This is a genomic window from Stenotrophomonas sp. YJH_SMC_20 (assembly GCF_059367845.1).
Genome location: NZ_JCAFRG010000003.1, coordinates 434395 through 460303, shown reverse-complemented (window position 1 = coordinate 460303; position 25909 = coordinate 434395). Strand labels below are relative to the sequence as shown.

Below are 25909 nucleotides of genomic sequence, written 5' to 3'. Positions count from 1 at the left end.
AGCCCTGCGAGCAGGCAGATAGCTACGGATGCAACCAATTGCGCACCGCACCATGAGCGCTGCGATCTGGCATAGTGGTTGGCCCCTGTCCCACTGGCCGTGTTGCCCCATGTCGCCGAAGAAGACCTCGTTCCCGAAGCAGGATATCCGCGTGCTGTTGCTGGAGGGGGTCAGCCAGACCGCCGTGGAGGTGTTCAGCGCGGCCGGCTACAGCCAGATCGAGGCGCACACCAAGGCACTCCCCGAGGACGAATTGAAGGCGCGCATCGCCGAGGCGCACATCGTCGGCATCCGCTCGCGCACCCAGCTCAGCGCCGAGGTGCTGGCCGAGGCCAAGCGCCTGATCGCGGTGGGCTGCTTCTGCATCGGCACCAACCAGGTCGACCTGGACGCGGCCGAACTGGCCGGCATCCCGGTGTTCAACGCGCCCTACTCCAACACCCGCAGCGTGGCCGAACTGGTGATCGCCGAGGCGATCATGCTGACCCGTGGCATTCCGCAGAAGAACGCCGAATGCCATCGCGGCGGCTGGTCGAAGTCAGCCAGCGGCAGCCATGAAGTGCGCGGCAAGACGCTGGGCATCATTGGTTACGGCCACATCGGCACCCAGGTCGGCGTGCTGGCCGAATCGCTGGGCATGCAGGTGATCTTCCACGACGTGGAAACCAAGCTGGCGCTGGGCAATGCGCGTGCTGCGGCCAGCCTGGACGACCTGCTGGCGCGGGCCGACATCGTCACCCTGCACGTGCCGGAGACACCGTCCACGCAGTGGATGATCGGCAGCACCGAGCTGGCGAAGATGCGCAAGGGCGCGCACCTGATCAACGCCGCGCGCGGCACCGTGGTCGACATCGATGCGCTGGACGCGGCGCTGGCCAGCGGCCACGTCGGCGGCGCCGCGCTGGACGTGTTCCCGGTCGAGCCGAAGGGCAATGGCGATATCTTCGAATCGCCGCTGACCCGCCACGACAACGTCATCCTCACCCCGCACGTCGGCGGCAGCACGCTGGAAGCGCAGGACAACATCGGCGTGGAAGTGGCGGCCAAGCTGGTGCGCTACAGCGACAACGGCAGCACCCTGTCTGCGGTCAATTTCCCGGAAGTGACCCTGCCCGAACACGAAGACAGCCTGCGCCTGCTGCACATCCACCAGAACGTGCCGGGCGTGCTGTCCAAGGTCAACGAGATCTTCTCGCGCCACAACGTCAACATCGACGGCCAGTTCCTGCGCACCGACCCGAAGGTGGGTTACGTGGTGATCGACATCACCGCCAGCGAGGCGCAGGCCGCCGCCGTGCGCGACGAGCTGGCCGCGATTCCGGGCACGCTGCGGACGCGCATTCTGTATTGAGCAGGGCGTCGCCGGGCATGCCCCGGCGGATTGCTTCCGGCATCGCGCCATCCACGCATGGCGTGGATGGAACACCTCAGAACCTTGCGGCGTGGAGGTTCTTGTAAAAGTCCCAATGGATCAGAACCCTGTCTTCCATCGACAGGAACAGCGTATCGACGAAATCCAGCTCCTCGGCATGAGCCAGCCAGTCCTGCAGGCGGCTGCCCAGTGAAGGTACCGCCCCATCCACCTGGACAACCGTCAACGCAGCCTCGCTTGGCAAGCCAACAGCATCTGCAATGGCGCTCAACTCCTGCGCCAGCCGCTCCCGCCCCACCCCGGGGACCTCCAGGCGCGATGGCACGCGCTCCCAGTCGATGCATGTGATGACTGGCAATGCAGCCTTGATCATCGCAAGGGCAGCATCCTGCTTCGCCTCACCACAGGCATGAGCCGCAACAAACGCGGCACAGCCGTCCGAGAGCATCAACGTGCCAGCCACCGGCGCGCCATGCGCTGCATGGATTCATCCGATTCGGGGTCGGCCGCGACTTCGGTCACCGGCCGCCATGCCAGGTCAAGTGACTCCTCGCTGAGCACGAATGCCTCGCCACCGAGCGCGCGGATCACGAAACGCACGTCGTAGTGCCAGTGCCCCGGCACATCCTTGCGCTCCGGAATCCAGTGCTTGTCCAGATCGAAGATGGCCGGGTCTTCCAGCACCAGCCCGCTCAGGCCGGACTCCTCCTCGGCCTCCTTCAGCGCCACCTGGGCCAGGTCGCGGTCGCCGTCGGCGTGGCCACCCAGCTGCAGCCAGCGCTGCAGCTTGCGATGGTGGGTCAGCAGCAGGCGCTGGCCGTCGGCGCTGACCAGCCAGCAGCTCGCGGTGAAGTGGCCTGCAAGCCGCTCACGCCGGAACGGATCTTCCGGATCATCCAGCAATGTGCCGAATTCGGCAGCCAGTGCGTCGTGGGCGGGCTCGCGGCGGGCATAGTCCCGCAACAGACCGCGCAGGCGATCGTCAAGCACGGCAAGGGTTTCGGCGGTCTGGCGCATGAATGGGGGCGGTTCGGAAAAATACTGCTCATTATCGCCGTTCATTGTTGCGATTGCGCTTGTGCGTTGGCTTCAGCTTTGGCTAAGGTACAGCGGGCTGTTCGCACGGCCTTCACCATTCAAGGCAGCCGGCAACGTATCGGCCGCCCACCCCATCCGATCACTAGGAAGTACTGCATGCTGAAAGCTCTGTTGAGGGTCAAGCCGGTCCAGCCGGCCGGGCACGTCGATGCCGGCGAACCCATCGAAGGCAGCCTGGACGGCGAAGCCACGTTGAAACGGACCCTCACGGCTAAACACCTCATCCTGCTGGGCGTGGGTGCGGTGATCGGCGCAGGTATCTTCGTGCTGACCGGCCAGGCCGCAGCCAACCACGCGGGCCCGGCGGTCATGCTGTCGTTCGTGCTGGCCGGTTTCGCCTGTGCGCTGGCGGGCCTGTGCTATGCCGAGTTCGCGGCGATGATGCCGGTCTCCGGCAGTGCCTATTCCTATTCCTATGCCACCCTCGGCGAAGGCATGGCCTGGTTCATCGGCTGGTGCCTGGTGCTGGAGTACCTGTTCGCCTCGGCATCGGTCGCGGTGGGCTGGTCGGCCTACCTGATCAGTTTCATCACCACCACGCTGCACATGCCGTTCCCGGACCTGCTCAGCGCCGCGCCCATCGCCTGGACCGGCAGCGAGTTCGTCTCCTCCGGCAAGCTGTTCAACCTGCCTGCGGTGCTGATCGTGGCGGCGGTGTCCGGCCTGCTGTACGTGGGCGTGACCCAGTCGGCCTTCGTCAACGCCATCATCGTGGCGATCAAGGTCACCGTCATCTGCCTGTTCATCGGCATCGGCGCGGCCCATATCGACCCGGCCAACTGGCAGCCGTTCATCCCGGAAAACACCGGCGTGCCGGGTGAGTTCGGCTGGAGCGGCATCTTCCGCGCGGCCACCATCGTGTTCTTCGCCTATATCGGCTTCGATGCGGTCTCCACCGCCGCCGGCGAAACCAAAGACCCACAGCGCAACATGCCGATCGGCCTGCTCGGCTCGCTGGCGGTGTGCACCATCGTCTACATCATCGTCTGCGCGGTACTGACCGGCATGATGCCGTACCACCTGCTGGGCACCGACAAGCCGGTGGCCACCGCACTGGAGCCCTACCCGACCCTGTCCTGGCTGAAGACCCTGGTCGAGATCGGCGCCATCGCCGGCCTGTCCTCGGTGGTGCTGGTGATGATGATGGGCCAGACCCGCATCGCCTACACCATTTCCCGCGACGGCCTGCTGCCGAAGTTCTTCGGCAAGGTCCACGCCCGGTTCCGCACGCCTTACTGGGCCACGATCGTGGTCGGCGTAATCGCCGCCGCGCTGGCCGGCCTGGTGCCGCTGAACGTGCTCGGCGAACTGGTGTCGATGGGCACCCTGCTGGCCTTCGCCACCGTCTGCATCGGCGTGCTGGTGCTGCGCTATACCAAGCCGGAGATCCATCGCCCGTTCCGCGTACCGGCGGTGTGGATCATCTGCCCGCTTGGCGCCGCGGCCTGCCTGTTCCTGTTCTGGCAGGCGTTCGTGGTGCACTGGCACCTGTTCGTCGGCTGGACCGTGCTGGGCATGCTGATTTACCTCGGCTACGGCATGCGCAACAGCAAGCTGGCCAAGTCGCCCTGATCCGCCTACGGGCCGGCCTCGCGCCGGCCCGTCCGTTTTCCCCGCGCGCCGCTCTTGGCGCGCTTCGACAAGACCACCACACATGTTCAAGCAACTGTGGGCCACCAAGCACCCGCATGCCGCCCATGAAGACGCCAACGGCCTGAGCCTGCGCCGCCACCTAGGCCCCTGGGGGCTGACCGCCCTCGGCATCGGCGCGGTGATCGGCGGCGGCATCTTCGTCATCACCGGCCAGGCGGCCGCCAACCACGCCGGCCCCGCGATCATGCTGTCGTTCGTGCTGGCCGCCATCTGCTGCGCCTTCTGCGCGCTGGCCTACGCCGAGTTCGCCTCGATGGTGCCGGTCTCCGGCAGCGCCTACACCTATACCTATGCCACCTTCGGCGAACTGTCGGCCTGGTTCATCGGCTGGATGCTGGTGCTCGAATACGGCGTCTCTGCATCGGCGGTGGCGGTCAGCTGGACCGGCTACTTCCTCAGCCTGCTCAGCCAGTTCGACATCCATCTACCGGCGGCGCTGGTCAGTGCGCCACTGGACGCACAGCTGCGGCCCACCGGCGCGATCGCCAACCTGCCCGCCGCGGCACTGGTACTGTTGCTGACCTGGCTGTGCTACGTCGGCATCAGCAAGTCCTCGGCGATGAACATGGCAATGGTCGTGCTCAAGACCGGCCTGATCGTGCTGGTCATCGTGGTCGGCTGGAAGTACGTGGACACCAGCAACTGGACCCCGTTCATCCCCGCCAACGAAGGCCCCGGCAAGTACGGCATGGAAGGCGTGCTGCGTGGCGCGGCGATGGTGTTCTTCGCCTACATCGGTTTCGAGGCGGTATCGGTGGCGGCCCAGGAATCGAAGAACCCGCAGCGTGACATGCCGATCGGCATGATGCTGTCGCTGGTGATCTGCACCGTGCTGTACATCGCGATGGCCGCAGTGATGACTGGCCTGGTGCCGTTCCAGCTGCTGGGCACCGACGAGCCGGTGGTGACTGCCGTGGCCGCACACCCGCAGCTGGGCTGGCTGCGCTGGGTGGTCGAGGTCGGCGCGCTGGTCGGCCTGTCATCGGTAGTGCTGGTGATGATCATCGGCCAGCCGCGCATCTTCATGATCATGGGCCGCGACGGTCTGCTGCCGCCGGTGTTCACCAGGATCCACCCGAAGTACCGCACCCCGCACATCAACACGGTGATCACCGGCATCGGCATCGCGCTGCTGGCGGCGCTGTTCCCGCTGGACATTCTCGGCGAGCTGACCTCGATGGGCACGCTGATTGCGTTCGCGGCGGTCTGCGCCGGCGTGCTGATCCTGCGCCGCACCCAACCGGACCTGCCGCGCCCTTTCCGCATGCCGATGGCCTGGCTGATCTGCAGCCTGGGCGTGCTGAGCTGCCTGGCGCTGCTGTCGGCGATGACGATGCACAACTGGATGCTGATGGGCGTCTGGACCTTCGTCGGTTTCGTGATCTATTTCTGCTACGGCTTCAGGCACAGCCGCCTGCGGGGGAAGTAAGGGGTTTTGCATTGCAGGGCCTGCGGCCCTGCACCCGCCTTTTAAGCCGGAGCAACGGCAAGAGCGGGACTGTGGGTTTGGCGGGGAGGCATGGGTTCGCGGGGGACGCCGCAAGTACGTCCATGTAGGCTTGGCAGCCGCATCCATGCGGCTGACACCCCCGCGAACCCATGCCTCCCCGCCCCTGACAGTCTCCCGGCGCGTCCAGTAGATCCACGCCATGCGTGGATGAATTCATCCGGGAAATGAATTTTCTCCGTTCGATGAATCCTCTGTAGAGCGGAGCCATGCTCCGCTCCGAGCAAGCGCAGCGAAGCGACCCGCTTTTCGCTTTTCCTTCTTCACTCCGTGGCTGGCCGCACGCCGGAACCTGTCAGAGGCGGGGCGGGTGGGCCGTGCAGGGGCGTTGGCGCCATGGATGGCGCCATCGAGCTTACAGGGACGTACTTGCAGCGTCCCCTGCACGGCCCACCCGCCCCGCCACCTCCATGAACCGCTTTCCGTGACCAACCAACCACCTCTCAGCCACGAGGGGCTCAGCCGTTGGCCGAATCCAGTAAAATCGCCGACATGAACGCCCCCACCTTCCCGTACGACACCGCGCGCCTGAGCGAACTGGCCCAGCTGCTGATCGACAACATCCGCGAACTGGCCCACGCCGGCTGGACCCCGGCCACCAGCAGCAACTTCTCCCACCGCCTGGACGACCGCCACGCGGCGATCACCGTCTCGGGCAAGGACAAGGGCCGCCTGATCGAGGATGACATCATGGTGGTGGACTTCGACGGCCAGGCCGTGGGCCGTCCGTTGCGCCCGTCCGCCGAGACCCTGCTGCACACCCAGCTGTACCGCCGCTTCCCGGAGGTCGGCTGCGTGCTGCATACGCATTCGCCGGTGCAGACCATCGCCTCGCGCCTGTATGCGCCGCAGGGCCACATCCGCCTGGAGGGTTACGAGCTGCTGAAGGCCTTCGCCGGCAACAGCACCCACGAGATGGCCATCGACGTGCCGGTGTTCGCCAATACCCAGGACATGAACGTGCTTTCGCAGCAGGTCGATGACCTGCTCGACCGGCAGAACCTGTGGGGCTACCTGATCGACGGCCATGGGCTGTACGCCTGGGGCCGCGATATGGCCGAAGCACGCCGCCACCTGGAAGCGTTCGAATTCCTGTTCCACTGCGAACTGGAACTGCGCAAGCTGCGCAGCTGAACCGGCGCGCAGGTGCAGATGCCGATCCGGAATCTGCGCCCCGCCCCCACCCTGCTACCCTGTCTTCCCCCGAGACGTTCAAGCTGCCGCCATGAGCCGACTGCGCATCTACGACGACACCCGCCCCGAATCGCCGCTGCTGGACACCCAGGACGGCGCGGTCATCGCTGCCGAACTGCAGAAGATCGGCGTCACCTTCGAGCGCTGGCAGGCCACCGCGCCAGTCGCGCCGGGCGCCAGCCAGGAGGAAGTGTTCGCCGCCTACCGTGCGGACATCGACCGCCTGGTCGCCGAGCGCCGCTTCAAGAGCGTGGACGTGGCCTCGATCGCCCCGGACAACCCGAACCGCGCCGAGCTGCGCAAGAAGTTCCTCGACGAGCACTTCCACAAGGAAGACGAGGTGCGCTTCTTCGTCGCCGGCTCCGGCCTGTTCACCCTGCACGTGGGTGACAAGGTCTATGAGATCGAGTGCGTGAAGGACGACCTGATCGCGGTGCCCGATGGCACCACCCACTGGTTCGACATGGGCGAGGAACCGAGTTTCGTGGCGATCCGCTTCTTCACCGAGCCGGACGGCTGGGTGGGTCATTTCACCGGCACCGACATCGCGCAGAAGTTCCCTCGTTACGTACCCACCCAGGCGTCCTGATCCATGCAAGCCCGCGTCATCCTGACCGACATCGAAGGCACCACCAGCAGCATCTCGTTCGTCAAGAACGTGCTGTTCCCCTATGCGCGCAAGGAGTTGCCCGCGTTTGTCGCCGAGCATGGCCAGCAGCCGGACGTCCGCCGCTGGCTGGATGCGGTGGCTGCCGAGATCGGCGGTGCCTGCCAGGACAGCCTGGTGGCCGAAACGCTGCAGGGCTGGATCGACCAGGACCGCAAGCACACCGCACTGAAGGCGCTGCAGGGCCTGATCTGGGATGAAGGCTACCGCCGCGGCGACTACACCGCGCACTTCTACCCGGAAGTAGCGCCGGTGCTGAAGGGCTGGCACGCTTCCGGCCTGCCGCTGTACGTGTACTCCTCCGGTTCGGTGCCGGCGCAGAAGCTGTTCTTCGGTTTCAGCGATGCCGGTGACCTCAGCCCGCTGGTGTCGGGCTGGTTCGATACCGAGATCGGCGGCAAGCGCGAGGCCGACAGCTACCGCCGCATCGTGCAGTCGATCGGCGTGCCCGCCGGCGAGATCCTGTTCCTGTCCGATGTGGTGGAAGAGCTGGATGCCGCCCGTGAAGCCGGCCTGCAGACGCGCCTGATCGACCGCCGCGACGACTACCCGATGCCGCGCACCGGCCAGGCCGCCAATGGCCACGAGCGGGTCGAGAACTTCCAGCAGATCCAACTGTAAAAAAGAAAGGTGTGCGGACCAACGGCCCGCACCTACCCGGCTCTGCTTCTGGTAGTTGCCAACCTTGGTTGGCATACGGCCGATGTGTCAACCAAGGTTGACACCTACCAACGCGGGGTGTTCCGCCCTCAACGGTCGTTGAGGGTCTTTACCTTCAGCGCTTCGCGCAGCGTCGTCAGATCCACCGGGCCACGCACCGCGATATCGCGGATTTCGCCCGGCAGCAAGTCCAGCAGGTTGTCTTCGACCTGCACATCCAACGCACCGAAATCAATCCACGCCGCGCGCACGTAAGCCGCGCTTTCCAGCCGTAGTCCATAGTGGTCGCCTTCGATGGACAACGTGGCCTTGAGCTTCTGCCGCGGCAACATCTGGTCCTTGGCTTCGACGAATCCGACCACCTGCCGCGCGCTCACCGCCCCGTTCTGCAGCAGCTCGAACACCGCCACCGTGCGCTTCGGGTCGGCACCGGCCAGCAGCTCGGCATCGCGGAAATCACCGATCGAGGTCACACCCGACGCCGCCAGCGTCACCGCGTCCTCGCGACGGCGCAGCACCTTCCCTTCCACGTCCATCACCCGCAGCCGCCAACGTGCATCCAGCGCCGCACCGTCATTGATCAGGCGTACCCGCGTACTGCCCTCATCGCGCAGCGCCGCTACCGTGACCGGCGCGAAGAAGCGCCGCGCGGCGGAGTGCAGCGCCTTCCAGCGACCGAAGTAGTCCACGCTGGACCATGAAGCACCCGGCCAGACATCGTTGAGCTGCCAGTACAGCGAGCCCATCGTGTACGGCCGCGAAGCGCGATGGTGCAACGCGGCCAGCGCGATGCCATCGGCCTGCATCACCTGGCTGAGGTAGACAAAGTCCTCGAAGTCCTTCGGCGTGCCGTAACCCAGTTCGATGTAGTGCAGCAGGCGGCTGTTGCCCTCGCCGGCCATGAATTTCTGGTGCGCGCGGATCACCGGGCTGTCGATGCGCTGCTCGGCGCGGGTGGCGATCTGGTCCACGGTGGCCACCGACGGCCATGCCTGCAGGCCGTACTCGGACATGAAGCGCGGCGTCTCGCGCAGGTAAGCCTGCACCGGCAGCGCCGGATTGCCCCAGACCTGCCAGTAGTGCTTGTCGCCACGGGTCGAGTCGTTCGCCTTTTCGTCCAGGTCGTTGCTGGGCGAGCTGGACCAGTACGGCACGCCCAGCCCCTCCTCCCCCACTACCTGACGCAGATCATTGCCGAACAGGTCGACATAGCCCTGCCAGACCTTCGCTGCAAACGCAGGGTCGGCTGCCTTCAGGTCGCGACCGTGGCCCCAGTCCTTCCAGGCGGTTTCTTCCTCGTTGTTGCCACACCACAGCACGATGCTGGGGTGATGGCGCAGCCGGCGCACATTGTCGCGTGCCTCGGCCACCACGCTGGCACGGAAGGCCGGATCGTAGCCAGGCTGCATGCCACCACCGAACATGAAGTCCTGCCAGACCAGCAGGCCCAGTTCGTCGGCGATGTCGAAGAACGCATCGTCCTCGTAGTAGCCGCCACCCCAGTTGCGCAGCATGTTCATGTTGGCGTCGCGTGCGGCGGTCAGCACCTGGCGCAGGCGCGCGGCGTCGACCCGTGCGGGGAAGGCATCGAACGGAATGACGTTGGCGCCCTTGGCGAAGATCTCCACGCCGTTGATGACGAAAGCGAAGCCCTGCCCGCCCTTGCCGTCTTCCTCGCGGCGCAGTTCAACCGTGCGCAGGCCGATGCGCTGCTCGCGCACCAGATCCGGCGCGCCACCTTGGTCCAGGCGGGCCCGCACCGTGTAGCGGTCCTGCGCGCCGTGGCCGACTGGCCACCAGCGCCGCGGATCGGCCAGTTCAACCGGAACCTCGATGCTGTTCTGGCCGGGCTTCAGCAGCACCGTGCGCTGCACCTGGGCCACGTTGCGGCCCTGCGGATCCTGCACATCCACATTCACCACGGCCGAGCCCGCCGCCGCACCCTGCTCCACTCGCAGCAGCACGGCCAGCTTCGCCTGCTCCGCGCTCAATGCATCCGTGCGCACCGCAAGATCGGTCAGGCGGTGCGCGTCCCAAGCCTGCAGATCGATTCCGCGCCAGACGCCGGCGGTGACATAGCGCGGACCCCAGTCCCAGCCGAAGTGGTAGGCCGGCTTGCGCGCGAAGTTGCCGACCATCGCGTCCTTCGGCTCATCGCCATACGGCGACGGGTAGTTGCCAGCGATCCTGTGCGGCATTGCCTGCACGCCCGGCAGCAGGGTGCGGATCGGCGAACGGAACACGATCTGCAGTTCATTGTTGCTCGCACGGAGGCGGCCTTCGACCCGGGCACGCCACGTGCGGTGTGCGTTGTCCGCGCGCAGCAGCGGCCTGCCGTTGAGGCTGACTTCGGCGTAGGTATCCAGCCCATCGAAGCGCAGTTCGGCATTGGGCCTGGACAGCGTCGCGGCATCGACGTCGAAGCGCGCGCGGTACTCCCAGGCCGCCAGGCCGATCCATTGCAGCTCGGCCTCGGGCGCACCGACATACGGATCACGGATCAATTCGTGAGCCAGCAGGTCGGTGTGCACGCTGCCCGGCACCGTCGCCGCCCGCCATTGCTGCAGACCTGGGTGGGCGGCGCCCTGCGCGTCGCCGGGCAGCATGCGGAACTCCCACTGCGCCTGCAGCGGAGCTGCAGCTACCGGGAAGGAGGAGGCTGCAACCAGCAGCAGGAGCAGGCGGACAACGAGGGGACGGCGATGCACGGGATGCTCCTGTTTTTCCGCCGGGCATGGCCCGGCGCTACCAATTCAACAGGCCACGGTAGCGCCGGACCACGTCCGGCGAGCGCGCAGCGCGGCAGACCTCAACGCACGACGTTCAACACTTCGTAGCACGCGCCCATGGTGTGGTAATCCACCTTGCCGGCCGGGCTCTTTTCGTCGCTGTACTTGCGATTGTCGGCATCGAGGATGCGGAACCAGGCGCCGTACCGGTGATCGACGAAGTGTTCCCACGAATACGCCCAGATACGCTGGTACCACTGCCAATAGCGGTCATCGCCGGTACGCTTGGCCATCAGTGCGGCGGTCGCCAGCGTCTCCGCCTGCACCCAGAAATACTTGTCGTCGTCGCAGACGAAACTGTCGCCACCGATCGGGGCGCCATCCATGCCCGGCTGCCGGCGCGATTCCGGCGCGAAACCGTAGTACAGGCCACCCCGCGCCTCGTCCCAGCTGCGCGCCACGGCCACGTCGAACAGGTGCTGCGCGGTCGGCACCAGCCAATCGGCCTGCACATGGCGGTCCAGGATCAACAGCAGCTTGGCCCATTCGGTCTGGTGGCCCGGCTGGAAGCCCCACGGGCGGAACAGGTGCTTGGGGTCATCCAGGTTGTAATCCCAGTCGATCTCCCAGTTGGAATCGTAGTGCTCCCACACCAGGCCACCGGCCTTGGCGGCCTGGCGGCGGGTCATGTTGTCGGCCAGCTGCAGCGCGCGCTCCACATAGCGCTGTTCGCCGCTGGCCTCGAAGGCGGCCAGCATCGCCTCGCACATGTGCATGTTGGCGTTCTGGCCACGGTAGCCGGTGAAATTCCACTGCCCATCGGCTTCGTCCTTGTAGAGGCCGTGCTGCGGCTCCCAGAAACGCGCTTCCAGCAGCTGCCAGGTCTCGTCCATCCATGCGCGGGCCTGTTCGAGACCGGCCTTCAGTGCGCAGCTGTAGGCCAACAGCACGAACGCCACGCCATAGCAGTGGTTCATGTCGTCCTCGACCTTGCCATCGCGCAGGGTCCAGGCGTAGCCACCGGTGGCCGGATTGCGATGCACCTCGCGCAGATAGCGCACGCCATGCTCGACTGCGTCGCGGTACTCGGCGTTGCCGAACTCGCGGTATGCCATCGCGTAGTTGAAGACGAAACGGGTGCTGCTCACCAGGTGGCGGTGGCTGGCATCGTAGATGCTGCCGTCATCACGGAAGTAGTGGAAGAAGCCGCCGTTCGGATCGATGCAGCGCGGGTGGTAGAACGCCATCGTGTCGGCGATGTGCGCACGCAGGAACGCGGGTGAACGGAAATCGGGCGAGGTGCTCATGCGGTAATGTCCTGGTCCTGCAGCAGCTGCTGCACTTCATCGAGCGAGGGCATCGCGGCGAACGCGCCCTTGCGGGTAACAGCCAGAGCGCCGACCGCGGCACCGAAGCGCAGCGTGGCGGTGATCGCCTCCGGGTCCTGGCAGAACGCTGCAAAGCCTGCACCGGCCCCACCACGCTCCAGCAGCCCAACCAGCACGCCACCGACGAAGGCATCGCCAGCAGCCGTGGTGTCGACCGTGGCCACGCGGAAACTGGTGACCGTGCCGTGGTTGTCGCGGGTGTACCAGTGCAGCGTGGCCGCACCGTCGGTGACGATGACCCAGCGCGCCTGCGCGGCCAGCAGGCGCCGCAGCACCGTCGCCTCGCCGTCACTGCCCAGCGGCGCGGCCAGGTAGTCCAGCTCCTCGCGCGACAGCTTGACCAGGTCGGCACGTTCCAGCGCCTGCCACAGGCGCGGCGTCGGGTCCTCGTTGGCCGGCCACAGCGCCGGGCGCAGATTGAGGTCCAGGCTGACCACCGCACCGGCGTCACGGGCGCGCTCCATGCCGGCGAAGGTCGCCTCGGCAATGGCCGGCTCGGTCAGGCTGTTGGAGCAGACATGGAAGCACTGCGCGCTGTCGAGGCACGCGGCCTGGAAATCGCTGTCACGGAACAGCAGGTCGGCCGCCGGTGGGCGGTAGAAACTGAAGCTGCGCTCGCCGCTGGCATCCAGCGCGACGAAGGCCAGCGCGGTCTTTGCCGCATCGGTACGCACGATGTAATCCGTGCCCACGCCGTGCTCGGCCAGGCTGTCCGCCAGGAAGTCACCGAACATGTCTCGGCCCAGCATGCCGACGAACTGGGTCTTCGCCCCCAGTCGCGCTGCCGCCACCGCAACGTTGGCCGGCGCACCGCCGGCGTACTGAAGGAATGCGCGCGGGGTGTCGGCCGAGGCCGGCGGCTGCGCTAGTAGATCGATCAAAATTTCGCCGAAGCAGACAATGGCACCCATTCCGGACTCAGCCTCCCTGCGTTGCGGAAGCCGGCGTACGTGCGCCGACCAGTCCGTAGAAAATGATGTAGCCGTAGCACAGCAGCGGCAGGATGAAGCTGGCCTGCACACCGATGTGGTCGGCCAGCACGCCCTGCAGGTACGGCACCACGGCACCGCCGACGATGGCCATGATCAGCAGGCTGGAGCCCTTGTTGGTCAGCGGCCCCAGGCGCTCGATGCTCAGCGCGAAGATGGTCGGGAACATGATCGAGTTGAACAGGCCGATCGCCACCACCGAGTACAGCGCGATGCTGCCAGAGGTCAGCATGGTCGTAACCAGCAGGGCCACGTTGACCAGCGCGAAGATCGCCAGCAGGCGGCTGGGCGAGAAGCGCGCCAGCAGCGCCGAGCCGGCGAAGCGGCCAATCATCGCCATCGTCCAGTAGGCCGACACGTAATGGGTGGCCTCCTGTTCGCTGAAGCCGCCGATGTTGGGCATCGACAGGTAATTGACCAGGAAGCTGCCGATCGACACTTCGGCACCGACGTAGAAGAAGATGCCCAGCACGCCCAGCAGCAGGTGGCGCTTGCGCAGTGCATCCAGGTAGCTGTGGTGGTGACCCTGGTCAGCCTGCTCGGTGGCGTCGCTCAACGCCGGCAGGCGGAACAGGAACACGAACAGCGCCAGCAGTACCAGCGCCACCGCCAGGCCCACGTATGGACCCTGCACGGCCTGCGCCTCGGCGGCACGGTAGGCCAGCTGCTCGGCGGCCGGCAGCGCCGCGATGTCATCGGCACTCTTCACCGTGTTGGACAGGATCAACATGCCGCCAAAGATCGGGGCGATGGCCGTGCCCAGCGAGTTCAACGCCTGCGCCAGGGTCAGGCGGCTTGAGCTGGTCTGCTCCGGTCCCAGCAGTGCGACGTACGGGTTGGCGGCGACCTGCAGCACCGTGATGCCGGTCGCCAGCACGAACAGTGCACCGAGGAAGGCGCCGTAGACGCGCAGCTCGGCCGCGGGCCAGAAACCCAGTGCGCCGATACCGGCGATCAGCAGGCCGGCCACGATGCCCTTCTTGTAGCCCAGCGCCGCCACCAGGCGTCCGGCCGGCAGCGACATCAGGAAATAGGTGCCGAAGAAGGTGAACTGCACCAGCATCGCCTTGGCGTAGTTCAGCTCGAACACCGCCTTCAGGTGCGGGATCAGGATGTCATTGAGGCAGGTCAGGAAGCCCCACATGAAGAAGATCGTGGTGACCACGGCCAGCGCCTTGCCGTTGGTGACGGCGGGTGCGTTGCCCGAAGAACCCGATGGACGGGGCGTTGCGGAGATCGGCATGCGGTACGCGCCTCGATGCGCGGAAGGTCGTTGTTGCGTGGAAGGGGTATGCGGAAGGAATCAGTTCGGTCGTGCGGCACTGCTTTCGCGGATGCGCAACTGCACCGGCGCGACCGTGCGCCGCGGCGGCGCATCCGGTTCGTCCAGTCGTTGCAGAAGCAGCGCCGCAGCTTGCCGGCCACGCTCGCGCGGGTCGGCGGTCAACGTGGTCAGTGGCGGCACCGCCACCGCAGCCTCGGAAATATCATCGAAACCGGTAACGGCAAAATCGCCGCCCGGACGGATGCCACGCGAATTCAGGCCCAGCATCAGGCCCAACGCGACGGTGTCGTTGTAGCAGACCGCCGCACTCGGGCGATGGCCGTCGGCAAACAACTCATCGGTGCGCGCGGCGGCTTCCAGGCGGTTCGGTGCCGATTCGATCATCCAGCCCGGCGGCAGCGACAGACCGGCCTCGGCCAGCGCCTGCTGGAAACCGGCACGGCGCTGGTGGCACGAACTGGATGCGGCGTGGCCGCCGAAGAAAGCGATCTGGCGATGGCCGCGCTCGATCAGGTGGCGCGTGGCGAGATAGGCGCCGTGCTGGTTGTCGAGGGTGAGGAAATCCCAATCAGCCCCTTCAAGCTCGCGGTTGAACAGCAGCACGTTGGCATTGGCACCCAGCGCCTGCCGCAGCAGCGTGGTATCACTGCCCTCGGCCGGCGACAGGATCAGGCCGGCCGGGGTGTGCTCCATCAGCGTGGACAGCACCGCCTGCTGGCGCTCCGGCGATTCGCCGGTGCTGCCCAGCAGGGTCACATAACCACGCCCGCCCAGCGCCTCATCCACACCGGATGCGAATTCGGCGAAGAACGGGTTGGACAGATCGTTGATCACCAGCGCGATGCTTGATGACGTGCGCCGGCGCAGGTTGGCCGCCGCGCGGTTGTAGACATAACGCTGGCGGCGCAGTTCGGCCTCGACCTTGGCGCGGGTATCGACGTTGACCAGTGGGCTGCCGCGCAGCACCAGCGACACCGTTGCCCGTGACACGCCGATGGCACGCGCGATGTCGGTCACCGTCACCGCCTTGCCGGCGCGTTTGCTGGGACTGCTGCCGTTGTCGTTCATCGTCTTCCCGGACTCCGCTGGATGCTCAAGCCTAATGGATCAGGGACCTGTCGTGCCGTGCCGTTCGCTGGGTCACCGCGAACGGCACAGTCCGTCTCAGCGCAGCTGGCTACCCGGTGCCGCGCACCAGGATACCGGCAGGTCCTTCACCGCCGTGCCCCAGCCCTGCTCCGGCGCCTTCGCGTCGAGCGCGAACTGCAGGCGCGGGCCCTGCTGCAGCTGGTTCCAGTCCAGCCAAACCGGCGCATGCGGCTGGCCATCGACCTGCACGCCCTGCACATACTGCAGACGGCGGCCATCGGCACCCGGCGCGTCGATGCGCAGCGTGCGGCCATTGCCCATGTCCACTTCCACCTTGCTGAAGCGCGGGGTGTGCAGCAGGAACTGGCCACTGCCCGGCACCGCCGGGTACACGCCGATGGCGCTGAACAGGTACCAGGCCGACATCGTGCCGAGGTCATCGTTGCCGGTCACGCCGTTGGGGGCATTGGTGAACAGCTGCTGCGCCGCACGCACCACGGCGGCGGTCTTCCACGGCTGGCCGATCAGTGTGTACAGCCACGGCGCGTGCAGGTCCGGCTCGTTGTTCGGGTTGTAGCGGAACTGGTTGTAATAGCTGTACGGCCCGACCACCCACGCCTTGCGGGCGGCATTGAGCGGGTCGGCCTGCAGCGCGTCCATCGCGAAGAACGCATCGAGGCGGCGGCCGGCCTGTTCGCGGCCGTCCATGGCTTCGACCAAGCCCGGCACGTCCTGCTGCGCCAGCCACTGGTACTGCCACGCCGTGCCTTCATGGAAACCGTGATGCGAGCGCGGGCTGTAGTGGCCATCGGCCGGGGTGTACCACTGGCCATCCTCGGTGCGCGGGCGGGGGAAACCGGTGAAGCCGGTCTCGGCGTCACGCACCTGCGGGTCCCACACCTTGCGCCAGTTGCGGCCGCGCTCACGCAGCGTCGCCGCGTCCTGCGCATGGCCGAGGCCATCGGCCATCTGCGAAAGCGCACAGTCGGCCAGCGCGTATTCCAGCGTCGCCGAACCGCCGTGATGCGGATCGACGTCCATGCCCTTGGACGGGAACGCGCGGTCGTAGACCACGTAGCCCTTGTCCAGATAGGTCGGGTTGCCGGAGCGGCCAGCCATGCGCGAGTTCAGCGGCGGCGTGCCGAACGCGTTGCGGCGCAGCGCATCCCAGGCCTGCGATTCACGGCCCTTGAGCGCGCCGAAGCGCCACAGATCGACCATGAACGGCGTAACCGGATCGCCGGTCATGATGTTGGTCTCGAAATTGGCATAGCCCCAGCGCGGCAGCCAACCGCCCTGCTCGTCGATCGCCAGCAGGGTACGGCCGATGTCACGCGCCACGTCCGGGCGGGTCAGTGCCAGCCACTGGTTCTGCGCGCGGTAGGTATCCCACAGCGAGAAGTACTCGTAGTAGGTCCAGCCGTCGGCACGGTGGATGCCATCGTCATAGCCACGGTAGCGGCCGTCGGCGTCGTTGCCGGTCATCGGCTGGAGCAGCGCGTGGTAGACCGCGCTGTAGAACACCGCGCGGTCGTCGGCGTTGCCGCCCTGCACACGCACCCGGCCCAGCTGCTCACGCCACGACTGCTGGGACAACGCACGCATGCGGTCGAAACCGAGCAGCGCTCCACCCTGCATGCCATCTGCGCGCAGATTGATGCGCGCGCCGTCGGCATCCACGTGCGAGATTGCGCTGACCGCCGTCACCGACTGGCCCTTGGCCAGGTCGAAGGTCAGCCAGGCACCGTTCGGCTTCTGCTCGCCTTCCATGCTGTGCCGCGCACCCGGCAGGCCACCGCCCTCGCCCCAGGTGCCATGTGCCTTGAACGGACGGTCGAACTCGATGCGGAACCAGGTGGTGTACTGATGACCGCCACAGAAGCTCTTGGTCACCAGCTTGCCCTCGACTACACGGTCGCCGACCACATCGACCACGCTGCCGATCACTGAATGGCGTTCGTTGACCTGGCCTACATTGACGAGGACGTGGCCATCGCCGCTGCGCTGGCTGAAGGTGTAGCGCTCGGCCGCGGCACGGGTACGCGCGGTCGCCTCGGCATCGATGCCGCCGTAGCTGGTCAGGCGCACCTTGTAGTAGCCAGCCTGGCCGATCTCGCCGTCATGGGTGTAGTTCGAGGCATACGTCTTGTGGTCGAATTTCTTGGGGTTTCCGGTATCGAAATCGCCGCCCGGGCCGATCGAGCCGGTCACCGGCAGCACCGACACCTGGCCGCCCTGTTCCCAGCAGCCGGCACCGGAGATGAAGGAGTGGCCAAAGCCACGGATCTTCTCGTCGTCATAGCGCCAACCCGAATAGTGGCTGCCGATCGGGCTGACCTGGATCAGGCCGAACGGCGCCGACGCGCCCGGGAACGTATTGCCGTCGTCCTTGCTGCCGATGAATGTATTGACCTCCCGCTCCAGCGCTGCCGGCGCGGCCTGCAACAGCATCGGCATGGCCGAAAGTGCCAACAGGCAGGCCAGGCGCGCCAGCGGGCGCGAGGTCGATGGGACGGCGGGAGCGGACGGCACTGGGCGCATGTCGGGTTCCTGTAGTCGATGACGCGGAGGCAGACGGCCGGGGTCGTTCGGCACCGTTCCGCTGAGTCCCGCCGTGACCGGCAGAGAGCTCCCCCTGGAATGACGCCCGACCCGCGCGGTCGTGAATTTAGATCGATTCAAGTAGAGCATGCAGGTTCAGCCGAATGCATTCTGCGGCGCAGCATGAGGGGGTGTTCGGCAGGGCTGCGCCCTGCACCGCTCCGAGCTGGAGCAACAGCAACAGCAACAGCAACAGCAGAAGCTGGTTTCCTGTCGGGAGTCGGGGTGGGTCCGGTTGCGGGGGACGCTGCAAGTACGTCCATGTAAGCTCGGTCGCCGCATCCATGCGGCTCACGCCCCCGCAACCGGACCCACCCCGCCTTCGACAGATTTCCGCGATCTGTAGATCCACGCCATGCGTGGATGAATCTCTGTCGGATATCGAAATCAATCGGGGTCAGATCCGTTTTCCAACGGAAAACGGATCTGACCCCATGACCACATGCCGCACCAGGATCAATCCAACCGTCACCGGGAAACTGTCGAAGGCGGGGCGGTGTGGGCTGGCAGGACCATTGGCGCCATGGATGGCGCCATCGAGCCCCCAGGGGTGAGGGCGCTTTGCTTGCGAAGCACTGCTTCGCAAGCGCCCGAACGCACAGCCGCCAGCGGCTGGGCCGGACCCCGGAAGGGGGGTTTACGGCGTGTCCTGCCAGCCCACACCGCCCCGCCAAGCCACAGACAACCCAGAGCCGCTTTGGCTTTGGCTTTGGCTTTGGCTTTGGCTGTTGCCGGCCAGCGGCCGGCACTACCGCAGGTGCAGGGCGCAGCCCTGCCGACTCACCCTTCCCCTGCGCACGAAAACGATTTCACTGATTTCAGCAAACCGTCATCCCTTCGCCACGCCAGTACCATATTGCGCAGCAGCATGCGCCCACGGGCGACCCGTGCTAAAAATCGCCCGCCCATCGCTTAGATCGATCCAAGAACGACATTGCGATGGCCGGGAGTTGGGGGAGCAGCAACAGGACGTACCAGGCCACACGCGCGGTGCTCTGCCACCCACATGGCGACAGCCGCAAAGTCACTTCAAATTAGATCGATTCAAGTTGTCCGTGCCACGTCACCGGATCAATCCAGGAGAGAGGGAGAGATGGGAATGAAGCATTCAATACGTACGCATGGCCAGGACGCACTGTCGTTGGCCATCGCGCTGGCATTGGCCGCCGCCGTCATTCCGGCTGGCGCCGCCGCGCAACAGGCCACGTCTACCGGCGCGCCGGATGCCACCACTCTGGACAGCGTCCAGGTCACCGGCTACCGCTACGCCATCGAAAAGAGCCTTGAGCAGAAGCGCGACGCCAACGCCGTGGTCGAAGTGATCACCGCCGAGGACGTCGGCAAGTTCCCCGACAAGAACGTGGCCGACGCACTGCAGCGCGTGCCCGGCGTGGTCATCACCCGCAGCGGTGGTGAAGGCAAGAGTGTCAGCGTGCGCGGCCTTGCGCCGGACCTGACCCTGACCCAGTTGAATGGCAACTACGTCGCCACGTCGGAAACCAACGACGAAGCCACCCGTTCGTTCAACTACACCCTGCTGCCGTCGAACATGCTGTCCAGCGCCGAGCTGTTCAAGTCGCCGGAAGCACGCATCGACGAAGGCGGCATCGGCGGCACGGTCATCCTGCACACCCGCCGTCCGCTGGACATGGAGTCCAACTCGGGCTTCGTCACGCTCGAGGGCACCTCCTCCGATACCCACCACGATATCGACCCGCAGGCCTCGGCCCTGTATTCGTGGCACAGCAAGGATGAGCGTTTCGGCGTGCTGGTCGGCGTGACGCAGCAGAAGCGCACGACCCGCACCATGGAAGCCAGCACCGAGGACTACCAGTGGTACGGCGCCGGCAGGGCACGCGACGCCTATGGCAACGTGCAGCAGCAGGATGGCATCCACTACTGGTGGGGCAAGTCCGGCTTCAACAACCAGACCGGCGGCAACTACAGCGACTTCTTCATGCCGACCTCGGTCAACTTCGCGGTGAAGGAAGAAAAGCGCGAGCGCAAGGGCGGCCAGCTGACCTTCCAGTTCAAGCCGGTCGACAACGTCACGATGACCGCCAACTACTTCCGCTTCGAGCTGCAGGGTGACTACACCCAGAACATGCTGAAGATTCCGGAATGGAGCATGGCGCGCTACAACCAGGACGGCAACTGGGCCGGAGGCCGCCTTCTCAATGGCCTGGACTTCGATGCCAGCGGCAACACCGTCACGGGTGCCCAATTCGAAAAGCTGGCTGGAAAGACCTACTACTGCAGCGAAGACCAGGCCAAGGCCGCCGGCCTCAAGCCCGGCGGCTGGGGCCCGGACGACTGCACGATTCCGACACCGCAGCTGACCGGTGGCTACAGCAAGGAAAAGGCGCTGTCGCAGACCGCCGACCTGACCATCGACTGGGACATCAGCCCGCTGTGGAAGGCCTCGTTCACCGGTGGCCGCACCTGGTCCGAAGGTGGTCCGTCGATGAACTTCCGCATGTCGGCCAAGCCGCGCCGCAAGGTCGGCAACGACTACCTGTCCGGTAACCAGTACAGCGCATGGGACCTGACCGGCACGCCGTCTGCCACCTTCTCGCCCGACCTGCAGCAGCAATTGATGAACGGCATCGCCGAAGTCGACACCGGCTCGACCGATTCGTCGTGGAAGCGCACCGAGGTCAAGCAGAACTACTTCCAGGCCGACGTGACCAAGCTGTTCGAGTCCGGTTGGCTGGATTCGATCCAGTTCGGTGCCAAATACCGTGATGGCAAGGTCCACCGCAACACCGGCAACACCTACTGGGTATGCCCGGGCCGTGACCCGGCCGACTATGACAACAGCCGCTACCAGAGTGGCTGCGATCCGACTGCCGGCGATGCGCAGCCCGGCTTCTTCCTGTCGAACCCGATCAGCAACATTGCCGGTGGCTTCAATGCCAACGTGTTCCCGGGCATCAACTACCCGGCGTACATCGACTATCTGAACAAGACCTACGGTGGTTCGCACAACCGTACCGAGGAAGACTTCGTCTACAACGTCAACGAGAAGATCTACTCCGGCTACTTCCAGGCCAACTTCCGCACCGAGCGCCTGCGCGGCAATGTCGGCGTGCGTGTGGTGCGCACCCAGCAGTTCGCGCAGTCTTCCGACTCGATCGAGAAGTTCAACGACTACTTCCTGGACAACGCGTCCGGCGCGCCGATGGCGTGCACCGACCCCGCCGCTGCGGCCTACCCGACCTACAGCTGCGAGAGCGGCTTCGTGCGCCTGCCGCATGACCTGGCGCAGAGCAAGACCTACAGCCTGATCGGCGTGGACCGCACCTACACCGACGTGCTGCCGAGTTTCAACATCGCATGGGACATCACCGACACGCTGGTGCTGCGTGGTGCCGCATCGAAGGTGATCGCCCGCCCTGGCTACACCGACATCGCAGCACCGGGCGCACTGAGCTACTACAGCGAGGAGTACGTCAATGATCGCCGCGTTGCCGGTGGCGCATCGACCGCAGGCTGGGTCGGCCAGGGCAGCAACAAGCAGCTGGAGCCGTTCAAGGCCACCCAGTTCGACCTGGGCCTGGAGTGGTACTTCCAGCCGGGCGCGGTCGCCGGCGTCAGCCTGTTCCGCAAGAACGTGGACAACTTCACCCTGCCGGTGGTGCGCGACACGCCCATGGTCATCAACGGTGAAGCGGTGAACGTGCAGCGCTACGAGACCCAGGCCAATGGCCGCGATGGTGTGTCGCAAGGCGTCGAGCTGTATGGCCAGTACACCTTCGATTTCGGCTTCGGCGTGCAGGCCAACTACACCTACAACGACACCAACCTGGCTTCCATTGTTCTGGACGGGCAGGAAATCGGCTCCTCGCCGCTGGTCGGCAGCGCCAAGAACCAGGCCAACGTGACGGTCTTCTACGAGAACGAGAAGTTCCTCGCGCGCGCTTCGTTCAACCGTCGCGGCCAAGTGGTCGGCGGGCTCAACAATGGCCTCACCGTCTACACCGAACCGTATGACCAGCTGGATCTGAATGTTGCCTACAACCTGACCCCGGACTGGACCCTGACCGCCTCGGTGATCAACGCCACCAAGTCCGAGCAGCGCGTGCATCTGGGAAGCGACACCAAGGCACGCCTGATCTCCAATACCTATGCTGGCCGCCAGCTGTACTTCGGCGCTACCTGGAAGTTCTAAGGCAACACCGGGTTGCCCGGGCGCGCCCCGGTGCAACCCACGCCCCGCCCTGGCGGGGACGTTCCTCCACGGCAGCCGCGCTGGTACAGGCGGCTGCCGTTTTTTTTGCCGCCTTGCCTGTCGTTCAGCCCGGCACTTGACCCTGCCATCGTTGGAAGGTGCACACTGACTCGACCCCAAGAGCACCCAAGGAGCTACGGATGGAATTCCATGTTGAAGGCATGACCTGCGGCGGTTGCGCGCGCAGCGTGACCAAGGCGATCGAACTGGTCGATCCGCAGGCCAGCGTGCAGGCAGATCCGGCCAGCCGCCGAGTGCAGGTGCAGACCTCGGCCAGCGAAGCGCAGATCGTGGCGGCACTGACCGATGCCGGCTTCCCGCCGCGTACCGCCTGATCCCCTGTCCTGTCCCATACTGAAAAGCCCGCCGGGTACTACAGCACCCGGCGGGCTTTTTCATGCATGCGATATCGAGTCAATGCTTGTGCGTACGCCGCCGCACCGCACCAGTCTTCGCGGTATCGACCGGTACCAGCGTCCCATCGTCCTCACCCAACCGCTCCAGGATCGGGCACTCCGGGCGCTCATCGCCCGCGCAGCAGCTGATCAGCGACTTCAGCGTGTCGGCCATCTGCCGCATGTGCTCGATGCGTTGCTCCAGATCGGCGATGTGCTGCTCGGCCAGGTGCTTGACGTCGGCGCTGTGCCGCGAGGTATCGTTCCAGAGGCCGAGCAGATCGGTGATCTCGGCCACCTGGAAGCCCAGATCGCGTGCGCGGCGGATGAAACGCAGGCGGTGGATGTCCGCCTGCGAATACGCCCGGTAGCCCGACTCGGTTCTATCAGCGGCGGGAATCAGGCCGATCTGTTCGTAGTAGCGGATCATTTTCGCCGACACGCTGGAGGCTTTGGCGGCTTCACCGATGTTCATGGGTATTCCCTTCAATGAGTGACGGCGGCGGCATCCGCCATCGGTGGCTGGAAGCGGCGCAGGCGCAGCGCATTGCCCAGCACGAACACGCTAGACAGGGCCATCGCACCGGCCGCGAACACCGGTGACAGCAGCACGCCCCAGACCGGATACAGCACGCCGGCGGCCACCGGAATCAACGCGGTGTTGTAGGCGAAGGCCCAGAACAGGTTCTGCCGGATGTTGCCCAGCGTCGCCTTCGACAACGCAATGGCATTCGGCACACCCTGCAGGTTACCCGACATCAGCACCACGTCGGCCGATTCCACCGCGATATCGGTACCGGTTCCGATCGCCAGGCCGACATCGGCCTCGGCCAGTGCCGGCGCATCGTTGATGCCGTCGCCGACGAAGGCGACATGGCCATGTGTGGTCTTCAAGCGGCGCACCGCCTCGACCTTGCCTTCCGGCAGCACCTCGGCCACCACTTCGTCGATGCCGAGCTGGCGCGCGATCGCCTGGGCGGTACCAGCGTTGTCACCGGTGATCATCGCCACCTTCAGGCCAAGCTGATGCAGTGCCGCGATCGCGGCCGGCGTGCTCGGCTTGATCGGATCGGATACCGCGATGATTGCGGCCAGGCGACCGTCAATGGCGGCATACAGCGGCGACTTGCCCTGGGTGCCCAGCTCTGCCGCCAGCGCCGCAAACAAAGTGATGTCCACGCCCAGATCGCGCATGAAGCGATCGGCACCGACCTCCACCCGCGCACCATCAACGCTGGCACGCACGCCCATGCCGGTGACCGATTCGAAATCGACCATCGACGGCAGTGCAATGCCCTGTTCAGTGGCTGCATCGACGATGGCGCGGGCGATCGGATGTTCAGAGCGCGATTCCACTGCAGCCACTGCCGCCAGCACGGTGCTGCGATCGAAGCCGTCCGTGATCTCGAAGTCGGTCAGGCGCGGGCGACCCTCGGTCAGCGTGCCGGTCTTGTCCACCGCCACCACCTTCGCGTCCTTCAGCAGCTGCAGTGCTTCGCCCTTGCGGAACAGCACGCCCATTTCGGCGCCGCGGCCGGTACCGACCATGATCGAGGTCGGCGTGGCCAGCCCCATCGCGCAGGGGCAGGCAATGATCAGCACCGCTACCGCGTTGACCAGCGCGAAGCTCAGGGCTGGCGACGGGCCGAAGATCAGCCAGACTGCGAAGGTCGCCAGCGCGGCCAGCATCACCGCCGGCACGAACCACAGCGTGACCTTGTCAACCAACGCCTGGATCGGCAGCTTCGAGCCCTGCGCCTGTTCGACCATGCGGATGATCTGCGCCAGCAGGGTCTGCGCGCCCACCGCCGTCGCACGTACCGTCAGTGCGCCCTTCTGGTTGACCGTACCGCCCACCACGCTGCTGCCCGGCTGCTTCTCAACCGGAATCGGCTCGCCGCTGATCATCGATTCGTCGATGTAGCTGCGGCCTTCAACCACCTCGCCATCGACCGGCACACGCTCGCCTGGCCGCACTTCCACCACGTCGCCGCTCTGCACTTCATTGACCGGGATATCGACGGTGCGGCCGTCACGGATCACGTGGGCGACCTTGGCCTGCAGGTTGACCAGACGCTTGATCGCCTCCGAGGTGCGGCCCTTGGCGCGCGCTTCGAGGAAGCGGCCCAGCAGGATCAGTGCGACGATTACCGCCGCCGCTTCGTAGTAGACGTTCACCGTGCCCGGCGGCAGCAGCCGCGGTGCAAAGGTCGCGACCACCGAATAGCCGAACGCCGCAGCGGTGCCCACCGCCACAAGCGAATTCATGTCCGGTGCAAGGCGCAGCAGCGCCGGGAAGCCCTTCTGGTAGAAACGGCGACCGGGGATGGCCAGCACCAGGAGCGTCAGTGCGAACTGCAGGTACCAGCTGGCCTGCATGCCAAGCGTGGCCATCACCCATTCGTGCATGCCGGGAATCAGGTGCGAGCCCATCTCCAGCACGAACACCGGCAATGCCAGCGCAGTGGCCACGATCAGGTCGCGCTTCAGTTCGGCACGCTCGGCATCCTTCTTTTCTACGGCCTCGTCATCGGACTGCACACCCGCCTCGATTACGCGTGCGTCATAGCCGGCCTTGTCGATGGCGGCGACCAGCGTCGCAGCATCCGCCACACCACGCACCGTGGCGCGCTCGGTGGCCAGGTTGACGCTGGCCTGGCTCACGCCTGACACCGCCAGCAGCGCGCGCTCCACGCGGCCCACGCAGGAGGCGCACGTCATGCCCTCCACGGCCAGTTCAACGGTGGCGGCAGGTACGTCGTAGCCCACCCGCTCCACTGCCTGGACAAGCGCCGCGCGATCCACCGGGCCCGACGGACGAATGTCCGCCCGCTCGGTGGCCAGGTTCACCGAGACGCTGCCCACGCCCTCGACCTTGGACAGTGCTGCCTCGACCCGGCCTACGCAGCTGGCGCAGGTCATGCCCTCGATGGGCAGGCTGATGGTGGAGGGGCTGGCGGGGGCGGCAGCGGCGCGCGGCGTGCTCATGATCGGATTCCCGGGTTTCCTTCTGGATGCGGACAGGCTAAACCTTGCCATCGTGGGAAGGTC

Annotated in this window: 18 protein-coding genes; 8 read left to right on the top strand and 10 right to left on the bottom strand. The window is 65.9% G+C overall.

The window, feature by feature from the left end:
* The first annotated feature begins 109 nt into the window (after positions 1 to 109).
* The gene (serA, locus tag AC5P6A_RS08140) at positions 110 to 1351 is read left to right on the top strand and encodes a phosphoglycerate dehydrogenase (protein ID WP_019661444.1); all 1242 of its coding nucleotides are present in this window, start codon (positions 110 to 112) and stop codon (positions 1349 to 1351) included.
* Between the two features lie 76 nt (positions 1352 to 1427).
* On the opposite strand, the gene AC5P6A_RS08135 is transcribed toward serA, so the two are convergent.
* Both AC5P6A_RS08135 and AC5P6A_RS08130 read right to left on the bottom strand, forming a co-directional pair.
* Positions 1428 to 1820, bottom strand: coding sequence for a hypothetical protein (locus AC5P6A_RS08135; protein ID WP_155029465.1), 393 nt, complete (start codon positions 1818 to 1820; stop codon positions 1428 to 1430).
* The gene (locus AC5P6A_RS08130; protein WP_005416355.1) at positions 1820 to 2434 is read right to left on the bottom strand and encodes an NUDIX hydrolase; all 615 of its coding nucleotides are present in this window, start codon (positions 2432 to 2434) and stop codon (positions 1820 to 1822) included. The genes AC5P6A_RS08135 and AC5P6A_RS08130 overlap by 1 nt, the downstream gene beginning before the upstream one ends.
* A 132-nt stretch (positions 2435 to 2566) precedes the next feature.
* Here AC5P6A_RS08130 and AC5P6A_RS08125 point away from each other — a divergent pair, with 132 nt between their 5' ends.
* The 5 genes from AC5P6A_RS08125 (at position 2567) to mtnC (ending at position 8112) form a co-directional block, all read left to right on the top strand.
* Positions 2567 to 4042, top strand: coding sequence for an amino acid permease (locus AC5P6A_RS08125; RefSeq protein WP_005416354.1), 1476 nt, complete (start codon positions 2567 to 2569; stop codon positions 4040 to 4042).
* 82 nt (positions 4043 to 4124) lie between these two features.
* A complete protein-coding gene (locus AC5P6A_RS08120; protein ID WP_021204531.1) occupies positions 4125 to 5552 on the top strand; it encodes an amino acid permease in 1428 nt (475 codons plus the stop codon).
* Positions 5553 to 6122: 570 nt separating this feature from the next.
* Complete coding sequence (locus AC5P6A_RS08115; protein WP_026347187.1) at positions 6123 to 6764, top strand: methylthioribulose 1-phosphate dehydratase; 642 nt, start codon at positions 6123 to 6125, stop codon at positions 6762 to 6764.
* 91 nt (positions 6765 to 6855) lie between these two features.
* Positions 6856 to 7413, top strand: a complete 558-nt coding sequence (locus AC5P6A_RS08110; protein ID WP_346714781.1) for a 1,2-dihydroxy-3-keto-5-methylthiopentene dioxygenase — start codon at positions 6856 to 6858, stop codon at positions 7411 to 7413.
* A gap of 3 nt (positions 7414 to 7416) precedes the next feature.
* Positions 7417 to 8112 (top strand): acireductone synthase, encoded by a 696-nt coding sequence (mtnC, locus tag AC5P6A_RS08105; protein ID WP_346714780.1) that lies wholly within the window; start codon positions 7417 to 7419, stop codon positions 8110 to 8112.
* Between the two features lie 128 nt (positions 8113 to 8240).
* On the opposite strand, the gene AC5P6A_RS08100 is transcribed toward mtnC, so the two are convergent.
* From AC5P6A_RS08100 to AC5P6A_RS08075, 6 genes are all read right to left on the bottom strand, one after another.
* Positions 8241 to 10859 carry a beta-mannosidase gene (locus tag AC5P6A_RS08100; protein WP_495222286.1) on the bottom strand — a complete coding sequence of 873 codons (2619 nt, stop codon included), beginning with the start codon at positions 10857 to 10859 and terminating at the stop codon, positions 8241 to 8243.
* Between the two features lie 101 nt (positions 10860 to 10960).
* Complete coding sequence (locus tag AC5P6A_RS08095) at positions 10961 to 12187, bottom strand: AGE family epimerase/isomerase (protein ID WP_019661437.1); 1227 nt, start codon at positions 12185 to 12187, stop codon at positions 10961 to 10963.
* The gene (locus AC5P6A_RS08090; RefSeq protein ID WP_180877901.1) at positions 12184 to 13179 is read right to left on the bottom strand and encodes a PfkB family carbohydrate kinase; all 996 of its coding nucleotides are present in this window, start codon (positions 13177 to 13179) and stop codon (positions 12184 to 12186) included. The genes AC5P6A_RS08095 and AC5P6A_RS08090 overlap by 4 nt, the downstream gene beginning before the upstream one ends.
* Before the next feature lie 7 nt (positions 13180 to 13186).
* Positions 13187 to 14500: an L-fucose:H+ symporter permease gene (fucP, locus tag AC5P6A_RS08085; RefSeq protein WP_019661435.1), complete on the bottom strand. Its 1314-nt coding sequence runs from the start codon at positions 14498 to 14500 to the stop codon at positions 13187 to 13189.
* Between the two features lie 60 nt (positions 14501 to 14560).
* Complete coding sequence (locus AC5P6A_RS08080; protein ID WP_057499695.1) at positions 14561 to 15610, bottom strand: LacI family DNA-binding transcriptional regulator; 1050 nt, start codon at positions 15608 to 15610, stop codon at positions 14561 to 14563.
* 96 nt (positions 15611 to 15706) lie between these two features.
* Positions 15707 to 18172, bottom strand: coding sequence for a GH92 family glycosyl hydrolase (locus AC5P6A_RS08075; RefSeq protein ID WP_429001265.1), 2466 nt, complete (start codon positions 18170 to 18172; stop codon positions 15707 to 15709).
* Between the two features lie 1153 nt (positions 18173 to 19325).
* Here AC5P6A_RS08075 and AC5P6A_RS08070 point away from each other — a divergent pair.
* A complete protein-coding gene (locus tag AC5P6A_RS08070; protein ID WP_346469530.1) occupies positions 19326 to 22403 on the top strand; it encodes a TonB-dependent receptor in 3078 nt (1025 codons plus the stop codon).
* Between the two features lie 200 nt (positions 22404 to 22603).
* Entirely contained in the window at positions 22604 to 22798 is a 195-nt protein-coding gene (locus AC5P6A_RS08065; RefSeq protein WP_021204511.1) for a heavy-metal-associated domain-containing protein, read from the top strand.
* A 79-nt stretch (positions 22799 to 22877) separates the two neighbouring features.
* On the opposite strand, the gene cueR is transcribed toward AC5P6A_RS08065, so the two are convergent.
* Both cueR and AC5P6A_RS08055 read right to left on the bottom strand, forming a co-directional pair.
* Complete coding sequence (cueR, locus tag AC5P6A_RS08060; protein ID WP_019661429.1) at positions 22878 to 23333, bottom strand: Cu(I)-responsive transcriptional regulator; 456 nt, start codon at positions 23331 to 23333, stop codon at positions 22878 to 22880.
* An 11-nt stretch (positions 23334 to 23344) separates the two neighbouring features.
* Positions 23345 to 25846, bottom strand: coding sequence for a heavy metal translocating P-type ATPase (locus tag AC5P6A_RS08055; protein WP_346714778.1), 2502 nt, complete (start codon positions 25844 to 25846; stop codon positions 23345 to 23347).
* Positions 25847 to 25909: the final 63 nt, after the last annotated feature.

Excerpts from the sequence above, each read along its gene's own strand:
- AC5P6A_RS08125 (WP_005416354.1), top strand. The coding sequence starts at position 2,567 with ATGCTGAAAGCTCTGTTGAGGGTCAAGCCGGTCCAGCCGGCCGGGCAC.
- AC5P6A_RS08065 (WP_021204511.1), top strand. The coding sequence starts at position 22,604 with ATGGAATTCCATGTTGAAGGCATGACCTGCGGCGGTTGCGCGCGCAGC.
- AC5P6A_RS08055 (WP_346714778.1), bottom strand. The coding sequence starts at position 25,846 with ATGAGCACGCCGCGCGCCGCTGCCGCCCCCGCCAGCCCCTCCACCATC.
- AC5P6A_RS08115 (WP_026347187.1), top strand. The coding sequence starts at position 6,123 with ATGAACGCCCCCACCTTCCCGTACGACACCGCGCGCCTGAGCGAACTG.
- fucP (WP_019661435.1), bottom strand. The coding sequence starts at position 14,500 with ATGCCGATCTCCGCAACGCCCCGTCCATCGGGTTCTTCGGGCAACGCA.
- cueR (WP_019661429.1), bottom strand. The coding sequence starts at position 23,333 with ATGAACATCGGTGAAGCCGCCAAAGCCTCCAGCGTGTCGGCGAAAATG.
- AC5P6A_RS08135 (WP_155029465.1), bottom strand. The coding sequence starts at position 1,820 with ATGCTCTCGGACGGCTGTGCCGCGTTTGTTGCGGCTCATGCCTGTGGT.
- AC5P6A_RS08095 (WP_019661437.1), bottom strand. The coding sequence starts at position 12,187 with ATGAGCACCTCGCCCGATTTCCGTTCACCCGCGTTCCTGCGTGCGCAC.
- AC5P6A_RS08120 (WP_021204531.1), top strand. The coding sequence starts at position 4,125 with ATGTTCAAGCAACTGTGGGCCACCAAGCACCCGCATGCCGCCCATGAA.
- AC5P6A_RS08080 (WP_057499695.1), bottom strand. The coding sequence starts at position 15,610 with ATGAACGACAACGGCAGCAGTCCCAGCAAACGCGCCGGCAAGGCGGTG.
- AC5P6A_RS08090 (WP_180877901.1), bottom strand. The coding sequence starts at position 13,179 with ATGGGTGCCATTGTCTGCTTCGGCGAAATTTTGATCGATCTACTAGCG.
- AC5P6A_RS08070 (WP_346469530.1), top strand. The coding sequence starts at position 19,326 with ATGGGAATGAAGCATTCAATACGTACGCATGGCCAGGACGCACTGTCG.
- mtnC (WP_346714780.1), top strand. The coding sequence starts at position 7,417 with ATGCAAGCCCGCGTCATCCTGACCGACATCGAAGGCACCACCAGCAGC.
- AC5P6A_RS08130 (WP_005416355.1), bottom strand. The coding sequence starts at position 2,434 with ATGAACGGCGATAATGAGCAGTATTTTTCCGAACCGCCCCCATTCATG.
- AC5P6A_RS08110 (WP_346714781.1), top strand. The coding sequence starts at position 6,856 with ATGAGCCGACTGCGCATCTACGACGACACCCGCCCCGAATCGCCGCTG.
- AC5P6A_RS08075 (WP_429001265.1), bottom strand. The coding sequence starts at position 18,172 with ATGCGCCCAGTGCCGTCCGCTCCCGCCGTCCCATCGACCTCGCGCCCG.
- serA (WP_019661444.1), top strand. The coding sequence starts at position 110 with ATGTCGCCGAAGAAGACCTCGTTCCCGAAGCAGGATATCCGCGTGCTG.